Origin of the sequence: Collinsella sp. AM20-15AC (assembly GCF_003471405.1) — a bacterium.
GTDB lineage: Bacteria > Actinomycetota > Coriobacteriia > Coriobacteriales > Coriobacteriaceae > Collinsella.
On sequence record NZ_QRJA01000001.1, the window covers coordinates 1 to 13,459 of the forward strand.

10 protein-coding genes and 1 tRNA gene are annotated in these 13,459 nt (G+C 62.1%); all 11 read left to right on the plus strand.

Annotation, left to right across the window (positions count from 1 at the left end; genetic code table 11):
- The first annotated feature begins 181 nt into the window (after positions 1 to 181).
- The 11 genes from DW233_RS00005 to DW233_RS00055 all read left to right on the plus strand — a co-directional run bounded on the left by DW233_RS00005 (position 182) and on the right by DW233_RS00055 (position 13,426).
- Positions 182 to 259, plus strand: a tRNA-Asp gene (locus tag DW233_RS00005).
- 359 nt (positions 260 to 618) lie between these two features.
- The gene (locus DW233_RS00010; RefSeq protein WP_022094514.1) at positions 619 to 1,104 is read left to right on the plus strand and encodes an Rrf2 family transcriptional regulator; all 486 of its coding nucleotides are present in this window, start codon (positions 619 to 621) and stop codon (positions 1,102 to 1,104) included.
- Between the two features lie 21 nt (positions 1,105 to 1,125).
- Positions 1,126 to 2,031 (plus strand): adenine glycosylase, encoded by a 906-nt coding sequence (locus DW233_RS00015; protein WP_118266109.1) that lies wholly within the window; start codon positions 1,126 to 1,128, stop codon positions 2,029 to 2,031.
- A 114-nt stretch (positions 2,032 to 2,145) separates the two neighbouring features.
- Complete coding sequence (gene rbr, locus DW233_RS00020; protein WP_117806049.1) at positions 2,146 to 2,685, plus strand: rubrerythrin; 540 nt, start codon at positions 2,146 to 2,148, stop codon at positions 2,683 to 2,685.
- 274 nt (positions 2,686 to 2,959) lie between these two features.
- Complete coding sequence (locus tag DW233_RS00025; RefSeq protein ID WP_147346251.1) at positions 2,960 to 3,589, plus strand: hypothetical protein; 630 nt, start codon at positions 2,960 to 2,962, stop codon at positions 3,587 to 3,589.
- Positions 3,590 to 4,048: 459 nt separating this feature from the next.
- Entirely contained in the window at positions 4,049 to 4,483 is a 435-nt protein-coding gene (locus tag DW233_RS00030; protein ID WP_118266110.1) for a hypothetical protein, read from the plus strand.
- A gap of 123 nt (positions 4,484 to 4,606) precedes the next feature.
- The gene (locus DW233_RS00035; protein WP_118266111.1) at positions 4,607 to 5,962 is read left to right on the plus strand and encodes a DNA recombination protein RmuC; all 1,356 of its coding nucleotides are present in this window, start codon (positions 4,607 to 4,609) and stop codon (positions 5,960 to 5,962) included.
- 123 nt (positions 5,963 to 6,085) lie between these two features.
- Positions 6,086 to 7,888 (plus strand): ABC transporter ATP-binding protein, encoded by a 1,803-nt coding sequence (locus DW233_RS00040; protein ID WP_118266112.1) that lies wholly within the window; start codon positions 6,086 to 6,088, stop codon positions 7,886 to 7,888.
- Positions 7,889 to 7,951: 63 nt separating this feature from the next.
- Positions 7,952 to 8,617, plus strand: coding sequence for an endonuclease III (gene nth / locus DW233_RS00045; protein WP_117806045.1), 666 nt, complete (start codon positions 7,952 to 7,954; stop codon positions 8,615 to 8,617).
- A gap of 157 nt (positions 8,618 to 8,774) precedes the next feature.
- The gene (gene mfd, locus DW233_RS00050; protein WP_118266113.1) at positions 8,775 to 12,407 is read left to right on the plus strand and encodes a transcription-repair coupling factor; all 3,633 of its coding nucleotides are present in this window, start codon (positions 8,775 to 8,777) and stop codon (positions 12,405 to 12,407) included.
- A gap of 155 nt (positions 12,408 to 12,562) precedes the next feature.
- The gene (locus DW233_RS00055) at positions 12,563 to 13,426 is read left to right on the plus strand and encodes a phosphatase PAP2 family protein (protein ID WP_118266114.1); all 864 of its coding nucleotides are present in this window, start codon (positions 12,563 to 12,565) and stop codon (positions 13,424 to 13,426) included.
- Positions 13,427 to 13,459 lie beyond the last annotated feature (33 nt).

The window sequence follows — 13,459 nt, forward strand, 5'->3', positions numbered from 1 at the left end:
ATGTGCTTTCCGTCTTGCGCAGGACTGTAGAGCAGCAAACTTAACCCCCGCCCTCAGCCCCGGAAGCCCTCCCGGATGGCCCCAAAAAATTTTTCAAAAAAGTTGTTGCGCGCCGGACAGACTTCTGTGTATACTAATCCCCGCAGCGCACGCGAGCGGAAACAAACGCGAACGTCTGCCTGGGGAGTTAGCTCAGTTTGGTTAGAGCGCCGGCCTGTCACGTCGGAGGTCGCGGGTTCGAGCCCCGTACTTCCCGCCAACGCAATTAAAGCCACGTCTTCGGACGTGGCTTTTTGCGTTTGATGCACTTTGTTTCGATAGAACGATCGCCTTGGCGCATCTTCGCCCAGAATCCCCGCGCCTTCGGGAACGCAAGTAAAATCTAATAAGTATATTTGTCTGAACAACAGCTTTGTTGCGCAACACCTGTTCAACGAGACAGGGGGTTAGGCTATACTAAATTGCACTGTAGGCCGCATCTGATGCATTTCGCTCCGAGCGCGGCGTTCAGTGGATATCCGATTTACCATTTGGATGTCCTAGCGGTCATTTAGCGTCTCGACACAAGCTCGGCCCCGGAGCTCGTTCGAGCTGTTCGTATTCCTTGAAAGGGGAAAAATGGACATATCGAGGAAGACTGATTACGCCCTTCGTATGCTGGCGATGCTTGCCGAGGATCCGGAGTGTTTGCTTTCTGTTCGCACCGCTGCCGAAGAGGTTAATGTCCCGTATTCTTTTGCCCGCTCGATTCAGCACGGTTTGGTCCAGGCCGGTATTGTGGAGAGCTTGCGTGGCGTCCACGGTGGCATGCGTCTCAAGGTCAGTCCGGACGACGTCACTATCCGCCAGGTCGTCGAGGCCGTTCAGGGTCCTATGGTTATGAACGATTGCACCGCGCCCGATGGTGACTGTGCGCGCATGGGCGCGTGCTGCTATCATCCCCTGTGGGCCGGAGCTCAGGCGTTGATGCGCGACTACCTCGATTCCGTTTCGCTCGGCGACATCGTCGCTCACCGCCAGTTCCCGGCCGTCGATCCCAAGTTCGCCGACCGCGAAGCGTTTCCCGAGTACGCCACCTGCGCGTGCGCTTACCGGGAGGAATAGCGCCGCATAAGGAGTATAGCCATGATTCAGGACCCCTTTCGTTCGATGATTCGTTCGGAAGGGGTCCTGCGTTATCGCGACCTTCCGTGGCGCCGCACGCGCGATCCGTACATCATTTGGCTTTCTGAGGTCATGCTGCAGCAAACGCAGGTGCCGCGTGTGGAGGCGCGCATGCCGGTGTGGCTCGATCGTTTTCCGACTGTGCAGGCGCTTGCCCAGGCCGCGCCTTCCGATGTTTTGGACGCTTGGCAGGGCATGGGCTACAACCGACGCGCTCTGGCGCTCCACAAGGCCGCTCAGCGCGTTGTGGAGGACTGGGACGGTGAGTTTCCGCGTGAGACGCGTGACTTGGTCGCTCTGCCTGGTATTGGCCCGGCAACGGCGCAAGGTATCCGGTCGTTTGCGTTTGACCTTCCAGGCGTGTATCTGGAGACCAACGTGCGCACGGTCTTTCTGCATCACTTCTTTCCCGATGTACCGGCTGTTCCCGACCGCGAGCTGGTGCCGCTGATTCAGGCGGCCTGTCCGGCGGTCCCCGGTGCGGCGACCGACGAGATCGCTCCCTTTGCCGTGCCGCTCGATGATGCCGACACGCCGCGCGCGTGGTATTACGCGTTGCTGGATTACGGCGCATATCTAAAAAAGACGTTGCCCAATCCGTCCAGGCGCTCGGCGGGCTATAGCCGTCAATCAAAGTTTGAGGGCTCACGTCGCCAAAAGCGCGCGCATATCGTGCGCATGTTGCTGGCAGCGCGCGATGGCCAACCGGCGGGGATTACGCTTGCTGATGCCGTGGTGGGCGTTAACGATATGGAAGCGGCGGCTGGGCGCGGGCCGGTCGAGCGCGAGCTTGTCGCGGGCATTCTGGCCGACCTGGAGCGTGAGGGCTTTTGCCGAGCCGAGGGCGATCGCTGGCTGAGCATCTAGCCCGTGCAAATCTGAAGAACAGGATTGTAAGGTTTAGATTTCCGACATGAGGGCATCCTAAAGACGAGGCCGCTCGAAGCCTACGGGCGGCATGCGTTGAAGGGAAGTACACCTATGGATTTTGAGAATTCCCAAACCAAGAAGAACCTCGAGACCGCTTTTGCCGGTGAGTCCCAGGCACACACCAAGTATCGCTACTATGCCTCCAAGGCAAAGAAGGACGGCTACGTTCAGATCTCGAACATCTTTGCCGAGACGGCTGGCAACGAGTCCGAGCACGCCAAACTGTGGTTTAAGTATCTGCACGATGGCGCCGTTCCCGGCACTCTGGATAACCTGCGCGATGCCGCCGCGGGCGAGAACTACGAGTGGACCGAGATGTACGACGAGTTTGCCAAGACCGCCGATAAGGAGGGCTTTGCCGAGATCGCCGCGAAGTTCCGCGGCGTCGCTGCCGTCGAGAAGGCTCACGAGGAGCGCTACAACAAGCTCGTCGAGCGCATTGAGTCGGGTGAGGTGTTTGAGCGCGAGGGCGTAAAGGTGTGGAAGTGCCTGAACTGCGGGCACCTGCACGTTGGTGCCGAGGCGCCCGAGGTGTGCCCGGTGTGCAACCACCCGAAGGCGTACTTTGAGGAGCAGGTGGTGAACTACTAGCGCTTGGCGCTGGCTGCTGCGGAGCGCAGGGCGGGGAGATACCTTTCCCTCTCGCTCACGGCTCCGCAGGGTCGCGCGAGGGAAAGGTATCTCCCCGCCCCGCGCCCCGGCGTTGGGTCGTCACGTGCTCGCTACTGAAAAGCTGATTAGAAGTTTGTGTGCCGCCCCTTTTGGGGCGGCACGTTTTTGTATGGGGCCAGTTGGGGCGGTGACGTTGCTTAGGGGGTACACTGGGTAGCGTTGGCTATTCGTTTCCTCTTGTGAGGTGTTGGTTATGGGTAAGAAATCTCGGGCTCGGGTGGCTGCTGCTGGGACTCGTAAGGATCCTGAGCGTCGGGTTGTTGAGGGCGGCAAGGCAGAGCGTGCCGATAAGAAGAAAGCCGGCGCGCATGCTCATCCTGAGTGGGCGCCTCATTTGAATACGGCGAGCGAAGACCTGACTGCCAAGCTGTTTACGATGGTCGAGGTCATCTTGGGCGTGGTGCCCGTGGTGGTCATTGGCCTGTTCCTGGCCTCTAAGGATGCCACGAGCGTGGATAAGCTCACCGATGTCTTTTCTCAGGACCCCTCGATGGTGGTCACGTTTATCTCTGCGTGCTTGCAGCCGTTTGTAGCGTACATGCTGTACATGATTTATCGCAAATACTGCGAGGGCGATGCGGGCTTTGCCGCCGGCAACTTGATCGGCCTCTTGTGCTCCGAGATTTTGCTGCTCAATATTCCCGGCGTCATCGGCATGGGCATCTTGTTGTGGCGTGTCTGGCGCAATGTTGCTCCGCACTTTGAGAGCTGGTTGTTTGAGCGCCGTGCAATGGGCGTGCTGGTTGATATCGCGGGTTCGCTCGTGATCCTAGTCCTGGCGTTTATGTGTGCCACCGCAGCTCGAGGTCTCGCGGGCATGTGATCTGCTTTCACCGACTGCGGAGCGCGGGGCAACTGCTGGCTTTACCGCTCCGGGCGTCAGACCCGCGGCGCATCCCTCTCGCTCACGGCTTCGCAGAGTCGCGCGAGGCAAAGGCATACGCCGCGGGTCTGACGGCGCGAGCTTGCCAACGAGTTTTGGCTAATGGATTGGTTTGTGTGCCGCCCCTTTTGGGACGGCACGTTTTTGTGTGGGGTCCCTGTCTTCACAATTTCCGTCAAGCTTTTGGTTAGATTTTGGTCAGTTGGCGTAAGGGTGGAAGGCCAAAAGATTGCTGGCGAAAAAAGCTCAGAGAAAGTGCTGGTAGGGGAGTTGTTGAGCTTTTCGACAGCTTTTGAGCAAAAGAAACTTTGTGGCTATTGCCAGCGATTGCGTTGTCGCGGTCATGGCGGTGCGGGATGCTGGTCGTAAGCGTCGAATGCTCCGATTTTGGAGGCCAGCATGGATCTGTTTCTTGAGACTCCGCAGCGACAAGCTGAGCGCATGCTGCGTCAGCAGCAACGACTCATGGAGATGCAAATGCAAGGGGCGGCAGCCCAGCCCTTTGCGCAAAATGTCGTGCCCGCTGCTGTACCTGCAGCTGTGCCCGGGTGTGAATCGGCGCCAGAGGCCTATTCCGTACAGCAGGATTCATATGCGCAGGAGCTCGCGTTCGATAAACGTCGTGCGCGTCACCGTCGCTGGGCCCAGCGCCTGCGTACGCTGGCGATGATCGTGCTGATCCCGCTGGGGCTCGCGGTAATCTTCTTGGCCTCATATGCCCTCACGTGCATTCTCAACGGCGCCTCGCCCAATGAGGTACTTCAGCACTTGGCAGCTCTCGGTCAGCGCTTGGGGGATGTCGCAGCAACCATCCGCGCCAGCTGGGAGAGCTAGCGGACCAGCACCCATAGCGCAAAGGTAACTTGTCTGCGCTCGATTGGACATGAGCTGCGTTTGACAGGGTAAGATTGATCGCGGTTTTGATTGGTGCTCGATTGGGTTTGTTGGGCGGAGTTTATGTCTGCTATTGATATTGTGCTTGTTGTGATCGCCTTGGTGGCGGTGGGGGTTGCTGTGGCTTGCGCCCTCCAGCTCAAGAGCCTGCGTGCCGAGTTGCGGGAGCGTGGCGACAGTAGCGCGGAAACGCTGGCAGCGCTCGAGCAGGCCAACAGCACGCTCGACACCCTGAACGTCGCGTTGGACGAAACCCGCCGCACGGCAAATGCCATCGCGCAGCAGCAGACGACCGACGCCGCCGTAGAGCAGCAGCGCTACCTGACCATTGTGCGCGAGTTCTCGCAGGCCGGCGACCGTATGGATGACCTGCGCCGCGAGACGGCCCAACAGCTTGGCGCCAACCGCGAAGGCATCGAGCATCGCCTGGACAAGGTGCGCGAGACGGTCGATGCCCAGCTGGGCGCCATCCGCAAAGACAACAACGTGCAGCTCGATCAGATGCGTGCGACGGTGGACGAGAAACTCTCCCGTACGCTCAACGATCGCCTGTCGGCATCGTTTAAGCAGGTGAGCGACCAGCTCGAGGCCGTGTACAAGGGCCTGGGCGACATGCAGTCTATCGCCACCGGCGTGGGCGACCTTAAGCGCGTGCTGGGCAACGTCAAAGCGCGTGGCATTTTGGGCGAGGTGCAGCTGGGCGCGATCCTGGCGGACATCCTCACGCCCGACCAGTATCTGGAAAACGTCGCCACCAAGCCCGGCGCCTCGGAACGCGTTGAGTTTGCCGTCAAGCTGCCGGTGGACGAGGGCGACCCCGTGCTGTTGCCGATTGACTCCAAGTTTCCGGGCGACGCGTACGAGCACCTGCTCGACGCGCAAGAGTCGGGCGACGCGGAGGCCGTTGCCGCTGCGCGCAAGGCGCTCGATATGATGGTGAAGCGCGAGGCAAAGGACATCTGCGAAAAGTACCTGAGCGTACCCGCGACCACCAACTTTGGCATTATGTTCGTGCCGTTTGAGGGCCTGTATGCCGAGGTCGTCAGTCGCCCCGGGCTTATCGAGACCCTGGGCCGCGACTATCACGTCAACGTTGCCGGCCCCAGCACCATGGCCGCCATTCTCAACAGCCTGCAGATGAGCTACCAGACGTTTAGGCTGCAAAAACGTACCGACGACGTACTGCGCGTGCTCTCCGCCGTCAAGGCCGAGCTGCCGCGTTATCAGGCGGCGCTGCGCCGCGCCCAGCAGCAGATCGAGACCGCGGGCAAAACGGTCGAGGGCATCATCACCACGCGCACCAACGTCATGGAGCGCAAACTCAAGGACATCGACGCGCTGGAAGACGCGCGGGAGGCCGACGCGATTTTGGGCTTGGAGTCCGCAGACCTGCCCGCAGACCAAAAAGACGAGGACTAGCTGCATCTGACGGCGGGGCGCCGGCGCAAGCACGGCGCGGGCGCTTTTCGCATCGCGCTTGCCTGAAGTGCGCTTCAATGTGCAACAATGGCGTTTCGCCCTATCAGATGCGAAAGGAAGCCCATGTCTCAGAGAAGCACCAGCCCGCTCAGCCGCTCCACCGTGCGCCGCACGTTGCAGCGGTTTTGGGGTGTCACGCGCACGCAGCCGCTGATTGTCTTTCTCTCGGTGCTCTCGTCGGCGGGCTACATCTTTTTGCTGACGTTTGCCAATACCTATGTGATGGCCCTCATTGTCGACCGCATTCAAGCCGGTCCCGTGGCGGGTGACCAGGTGTTTGAGGTCTTCGGCCCCTATATCCTGGCGCTCGTGCTCGTTAACCTGGTGGGTCAGATCCTCTCCAAGCTGCAGGACTACACCGTCTACAAGCTCGAGATTGCGGGCAACTATCACCTGGCGCGTCTGTGCTTCGACACGCTCTCCAACCAATCCATGACATTCCATACCAGCCGCTTTGGCGGATCGCTTGTGAGCCAGACAAGCCGTTTTATGAGCGGCTACACGGGTCTGGTCGACGTGACGGTGTATTCGCTCATCCCCACCATCACCTCGGTAATCTGCACCGTGGCCGCACTTGCCCCGGTGGTGCCGACGTTTACCGTGATCCTGGTGGGCATCATGGTCGTCTACATCGCGTTTGTCTGGCTTATGTACAAGCGCATCATGCCGCTTTCGGCCGCGACGTCCGCTGCGCAGAACAAGCTCTCGGGCGTGCTCTCCGACGCGGTCACGAACATCTTGGCCGTCAAGACCTGCGGGCGCGAGGACTTCGAACGTGATCTGTTCGACGCCGCCGACCGCGCCGCGCGCGACGCCGAGACGGTCTCGATGCACGCCATGATGCAGCGCAACTTTACGACCTCGGGCCTTATCGTCATCACCATGGCCGTGGTGAGTGTGTTCGTGGCGGGCGGCAATGCGTGGTTTGGCATCTCGGCCGGCTCGCTTGTCATGATCTTTACCTACACCTATAACCTCACCATGCGCCTGAACTACGTGAGTTCCATGATGCAGCGCATCAACCGCGCTTTGGGCGATGCGGCCGAGATGACGCGCGCGCTGGACGAGCCGCGTTTGGTGGCAGACGACCCGGACGCCTCTGAGCTCAAAGTAACCGAGGGCGCGATTGACTTTGAGCACCTGAGCTTTGCGTACCGTGACGCTGCGGCGGGCGAGAACGTGTTCGATGACCTGACACTTCATGTGGCGGCGGGCCAGCGCGTGGGCCTGGTGGGCAAATCGGGCTCGGGCAAGACGACGCTCACCAAGCTGCTGCTGCGCCTGGACGATGTTCAGGGCGGCCGCGTACTCGTGGACGGTCAGGATGTCTCGCGCTGCACACAGCAGAGCCTGCGCCGCCAGGTTGCCTACGTGCCGCAGGAGGCGCTGCTGTTCCACCGCTCCATTCGCGAGAATATCGCCTACGGCCGCCCCGACGCCACCGACGAGCAAATTCGTGAGGCGGCGCGCCTGGCCAATGCCCTGGAGTTTATCGACCGCCTGCCCCATGGCTTTGACACCATGGTGGGCGAGCGCGGCGTCAAGCTTTCGGGCGGCCAGCGCCAGCGCGTGGCCATTGCCCGTGCCATCCTCACCGACGCGCCGATTCTGGTACTCGACGAGGCGACGTCTGCCCTCGATAGCGAGTCCGAGGCGTTGGTGCAGGAAGCTCTCGAGAACCTGATGCGCGGCCGCACCTCCATTGTGGTGGCGCATCGCCTGTCCACCGTGGCGGCGCTCGACCGCATCGTGGTACTGGCGGATGGCGAGATCGTCGAGGACGGCACGCATGTGCAGCTCGTCGAGGCGGGCGGCGAGTACGCGAGCCTGTGGAGCCGTCAGACCGGCGCATTCTTGGAGGCGTAAACGTCTCGGACGTGGGACAATTGTGCCCATAAGTTTATTGTGCCGTTGAGCCGAGGAGTCGTTATGCCACGCGAGACCAATGCCGCCAAGCGCGAGCGCGCCATCGAGGTGTGTGAGCGCCTCAACCGTCGCTATGGCCCGGTCGAGTGCTTTTTGGACCACGAGAATCCCTTCCGCCTGCTGATCGCGGTGCTGCTTTCGGCGCAAACGACCGATGCGCAGGTCAACAAAGTGACGCCGCGGCTGTTTGCCCAGTGGCCCACGCCCGAGGCCATGGCCGGGGCGAGCGTAGCTGACGTGGCAGACACCATCAAGTCGCTCGGCTTCTACAAGAGCAAAGCCAAGCATGCCGTCGAGGCCGCGCAGATGATCGTCGCCGACTACGGCGGCGAGGTACCGGCCGACATGAAGGAGCTTGTAAAGCTGCCGGGCGTGGGGCGCAAGACGGCGAACATCGTGCTCAACGTGGGGTACGGCATCGTGGAAGGCATCGCAGTGGATACGCACGTCAACCGCATTGCGCACCGCCTGATGCTGAGTCCCAAGACGCATGCCAAGGAGCCGCTCAAGACCGAGCAGGATCTGCTTAAGATTTTGCCGCACGAGTATTGGGAGTCGGTCAACCATCAGTGGATCACCTTCGGTCGCGAGATCTGCGATGCCCGCAAACCCAAGTGTGGCGAGTGTCCGCTGGCAGATTTGTGCCCCAGCGTGCGCGTGACGGGGTAGGGCGGAACGCATCTTCGTCTGGCGTTTTTTGCAGGGCCGGGTTTGCCCTTGAGCAGGAGTCCTCTCCATGCGCTACCATGACAGACAATGTATTTGACGTACGACCCGCCGAGCTTGCCCCGGTGGGCTTTTGGCGTTGCGATGCCGGAGGAACAGCATGCTCATTCACCGTATAGCCGCGCAGCTCTACACTGCCGAGGCCTTGCAGACCGTCGAGGCCGGGCTCGATGCCGGCGAAGACGTGACGTTGGCCGTGTCACAGTCGGGTCGCACGCTTATGGCGGCCGCCCAGTTTGCGCGCCGTCCGCGGCCGACAGTCTACATTGTGAGCGGCGAGGACGCGGCCGATCGTGCCGCCCGCAGCCTTGCCGCCTATGTGGGGCTGGCGCACGTGTGCCGCTTCCCCGAGCGCAAGGACTATCCGTGGCGCGAGCAGGCGCCCGACGACGCTGTGGTGGCGCAGCGCTGCGAGGCCCTGGGCCGCATCGTGCGCGGCGACAACTGCATTATGGTCGCCTCGGCCCGCGCACTGCTGCGCTGCGTGCCGCCGGTCGAGAGCCGCTATTGGGAGTCCACCACCTTTGCGGTGGGCGAGGAGATTCCTTTTGACGAGGTGCCGCAGCGCCTGGTGGGCATGGGCTATACCAATGCCGGTGCCGCCGACGCGCCCGGCCTGTTCCGCGTGCACGGTGATACCGTCGAGGTGTTCCCCGCGCAGGAGAAGGCACCCGTGCGCATTGAGTTCTTTGGCGACGAGATTGATCGCATCCGCCGCATGGTGAGTTCCACGGGGCAGACCATCGGCAACGAGGACAGCATCGAAATCTTCCCCTGCCGCGAGCTGGCGCTTACCGACGAGGCCGTTCACAACATGCACGTGGCGCTCTACCGTGCCAGCCAGGACGACAGTAAGCTGGCGGCGCTGCTCGAGATGGTGGATGCACGCATCGTCACGCCCGAGCTCGACCGCTTTTTGCCGGTGATGTACGGCCAGACCGTGAGCCCGCTGGCGCACGTGAGCGGCAAGGCGCTCGTGGTGCTGTCCGAGCCGCGCTCGCTGTTCGACGATTGCCTGCGTGCCTACGAGGATATCGAGGCGCGTGCCGGCGAGGCGGGGATCGACCGTCTGGATGGCCTGTACGTGCGTGCCCAGCAGCTCGATTTTGGTGCCCAGCAGCGCCTGAACTACGTAAGCCTCATCCGTGCCGGCGGTGCGGTGACGGCAGAGCTCAAGATTGAGCAGCCTGCCATCGCGGGCTCGGACAATCGCTTTATGACGCGCATTCAGGAAGTCGTGGGCAAGCGCTATGCCTGCGTGTTTGCCATTCCCGACCGCGGTGCGCGCGAGTCGATGGAGCTCACCTTTGGCGACGAGGGCATTACCTTTGAGGAGTCGTTGACGGCCGCGCCCGAAAACGCCGGCGTTATCGGCGATCGTGTGCGCGTGGCGGCGGCGGATTCTGCCGGCCGTGCCGCCCGCCAGGAGGCCCATGCTTCCATTCGCGAGCGCCGCGTCGACGCGCTCAACGACCGCTCGCTCGAGGCGGGTGCTGCCCAAGCTGCCGCCGGTGCCGCCGTGCCCACCATCTCGCGCGGACGCGTGACCTTTGTGGATGCCGCTCTGCCGCAGGGCGTGGTGGTGCCCGATGCCAACCTGGCCGTGTTCTCGATCGCCGACCTTAACGCCCGCATGGACGCCAACCGCGCGCGCAGCCGCCGCAAGGTGGACATTACGCAGATCACGTTCCCGTTTAAGCCGGGCGACTACGTGGTGCACGCCACTCACGGCATCGCGCTCTTTAGCGAGATCGCGCGCCAGGAAGTGGGCGGCAAGGAGCGCGACTACTTTTTGCTGGAATATGCCGACGGCGACAAGCTCTACGTGCCGCTGGAGCAGGTTGACCGCATTACGCGCTACGTTGGTCCCGACGGCGACAAGCCGCGCCTGACCAGGCTCAACACCGCCGACTGGACGCGTGCCACCAACAAGGCGCGCAAGAACGCCAAAAAGCTGGCGTTTGACCTGGTCGATCTGTATACGCGCCGCTCTTCGATTACCGGTATCGCTTGCCCGCCCGACACGCCCGAGCAGATCGAGATGGAGCAGAGCTTCCCCTACGACGAGACGCGCGATCAGCTGGAGGCCATCGCCGATATTAAGGCCGATATGGAGGCGCCCAAGCCCATGGACCGCCTGCTGTGCGGAGACGTGGGCTTTGGCAAGACCGAGGTCGCCCTGCGCGCGGCGTTTAAGTGCGTGGACTCCGGTCGCCAGGTCATGGTGCTCTGCCCCACGACCATTCTGGCCCAGCAGCACTACGAGACGTTCTTCGAACGCTTTGCCCCGTTTGGCCTTGAGGTCGAGGTGCTCAGCCGCTTTCGCACGCCGGCGCAGCAAAAGCGCGCACTCAAGGCGTTTGCCGAGGGCACGATTGATGTGCTCATCGGCACGCATCGCCTGCTTTCGGCCGATGTGAACCCCAAGAACCTGGGCCTGGTGATCATTGACGAGGAGCAGCGCTTTGGCGTGCAGCACAAGGAGCAGCTCAAGAACCTGCGCGAGCAGATTGACGTGCTCACGCTTTCGGCCACGCCCATCCCGCGTACCATGCAGATGGCCACGAGCGGCGTGCGCGATATGAGCCTGATTACCACGCCGCCGACTGGGCGCCGCCCCGTGATCGTGCACGTGGGGGAGTACGACCCCGACGTGGTGAGCGCGGCGATTCGCCTGGAGGTGGGTCGCGGCGGACAGGTGTACTACGTGTCCAACCGCGTCAAGACCATCGATGACGCTGTGGCGCGCGTGCACGAGGCCGCGCCCGAGGCGCGCGTGGGCGTGGCGCACGGCAAGATGAGCCCGCGCGAGGTCGAGGACGTGATGATCGAGTTCGCGACCAAAAAGATCGATGTGCTCATCGCCACGACTATCGTGGAGAGCGGCATCGACAACGCGTGCGCCAACACGCTCATCATCGAGGACTCGCAGCGCCTGGGTCTGGCACAGCTCTACCAGCTCAAGGGCCGTGTGGGTCGCTCGGCCACGCAGGCCTACGCGTACTTTATGTTCCCGGGCGAGCTGCCGCTCACCGAGGAGGCCACGGCGCGCCTGACTGCACTTTCCGAGTTCCAGGACCTGGGCAGCGGCATGCGTATCGCCATGCGCGATCTGGAGATTCGCGGCGCCGGTTCGCTGATGGGCGCTGAGCAGCACGGCAACCTGTCGAGCGTGGGCTTTGACCTGTTTACGCAGATGTTGGGCCAGGCCGTGGCCGAGGCGCGCGGCGATGACGACGCCGGCGTGGAGGCGGCGAGCGTGGGCATTAACCTGCCGGCCGATTACTTCTTGTCCGAGGAGTACCTGCCGGCGGTGGACCAGCGCGTGCTCGTGTACCGCAAGCTCGCGGCGGCCGAGGACCTGGAGAGCATCGACGAGGTGCAGAAAGAGACCGAGGCCGCGCATGGCGAGCTGCCGTTGGCGGGACTCAATCTGTTCAACCGCGCACGAATTCGCATTCGCGGCGAGCGCCTGGGGCTCGAGAGCGTCACGCTCAGCGGCGGACGCATCACGTTTTTGGGCGTCGACGTGCCCAAGAAAGTGGCCTTTGAACTTAAGACCCGCTATGGCGCGGTGAACTTCCCCAAGAGCCGCAAGCTGTCGGTGCCCTACAAGGCGGGCGCCGGCGCGGGCAGCGGCCTGGGTCGCGGCCTCGACGCCAACGACGGCACCGGCCCCGTGGCCGCGGCGCTCATGCTGCTGCAGCAATTGGGTGCCAGTGACGACGACTAACAAGTAAGTCGGTGGGACAAAGTTATCAGTAGTTTTTGTCCCAGGTGCGATAGTCGCATCGAGCCTGTCAACGCAAGCGACCCTGGGACAAAAACTACTGATAACTTTGTCCCACCACGTTGCGGGTCGACCCTTCACCCCATCGAAAGGAAAGCATGTTCGGATATATCTATAAGAAAGATGTCGCCATTATCGCGGTTGTCCTGTGCCTTTGTCTGGGCGTGGGCAGTTTCTTCGATTATCAGATCTCGAGCGCGCTGTTCAACATCGGCAGTATGTACGGTCGCTTTATCGAGGCCGCCGGCGAGCTGCCGTTTGAGCTGACGGCGAGCGTCGCGGGCGTTATGCTCGTGCGCGCGGTGCGTCCCGACTCCAGGGGGAGCAAATGGCTTGCCGTGCTCGGCATCCTCGTCAACGTTGGCCTGGCCGGCTACGAGATCGTCTCGTCCCTGAAGGTTGGCGGCAAACTCATCGCTGTCCAGTTGGTGCTGACGTTTGTGCTGGTCATCGCCGCCAACCTCATTGTCTATCGCCTCACGCGCGACACCGAGCCCAAAGAGCTCACACGCTGGGCATTGATGGTGCTTGCCGTGTGGGTCGCTCAGGCCATTATCCTCAACGTGATCGTCAAGCCGCTGTGGTCGCGTCCGCGCATGCGCGTGATCGAGGTGACGCAGGGACTCAATTTTCAGCCGTGGTGGGTGATCGGTAACCCCGATAAGTGGTCATATATCGCCGCCGGCGTGATCAAGGACGGCTTCAAGTCGTTTGCGAGCGGACACACGGCGCACGCGGCGATCGGCCTTATGCTCGCCGGGCTTCCTGCGGCGTCCTTTAAGGAAAAGCCGTCGCGACGCCGCGTGGTCTTTTGGGTCGCGGCCGTGGTCGCGGCGCTCGTCGCCTTTGGCCGTATCGTGATCGGTGCACACTTTTTGACTGACGTGAGCTGCGGCTTTGCCCTGGTGTTGGCGCTTGAATGCCTCGCCGCGCGCATTGCCTATCCCAACGGCGTACAATAGCCCCACCTGAATCATCTGGACGATACCTGGTAA

Excerpts from the sequence above, each read along its gene's own strand:
- DW233_RS00010 (WP_022094514.1), top strand. The coding sequence starts at position 619 with ATGGACATATCGAGGAAGACTGATTACGCCCTTCGTATGCTGGCGATG.
- DW233_RS00015 (WP_118266109.1), top strand. The coding sequence starts at position 1,126 with ATGATTCAGGACCCCTTTCGTTCGATGATTCGTTCGGAAGGGGTCCTG.
- DW233_RS00030 (WP_118266110.1), top strand. The coding sequence starts at position 4,049 with ATGGATCTGTTTCTTGAGACTCCGCAGCGACAAGCTGAGCGCATGCTG.
- DW233_RS00055 (WP_118266114.1), top strand. The coding sequence starts at position 12,563 with ATGTTCGGATATATCTATAAGAAAGATGTCGCCATTATCGCGGTTGTC.
- DW233_RS00040 (WP_118266112.1), top strand. The coding sequence starts at position 6,086 with ATGTCTCAGAGAAGCACCAGCCCGCTCAGCCGCTCCACCGTGCGCCGC.
- mfd (WP_118266113.1), top strand. The coding sequence starts at position 8,775 with ATGCTCATTCACCGTATAGCCGCGCAGCTCTACACTGCCGAGGCCTTG.
- rbr (WP_117806049.1), top strand. The coding sequence starts at position 2,146 with ATGGATTTTGAGAATTCCCAAACCAAGAAGAACCTCGAGACCGCTTTT.
- nth (WP_117806045.1), top strand. The coding sequence starts at position 7,952 with ATGCCACGCGAGACCAATGCCGCCAAGCGCGAGCGCGCCATCGAGGTG.
- DW233_RS00035 (WP_118266111.1), top strand. The coding sequence starts at position 4,607 with ATGTCTGCTATTGATATTGTGCTTGTTGTGATCGCCTTGGTGGCGGTG.
- DW233_RS00025 (WP_147346251.1), top strand. The coding sequence starts at position 2,960 with ATGGGTAAGAAATCTCGGGCTCGGGTGGCTGCTGCTGGGACTCGTAAG.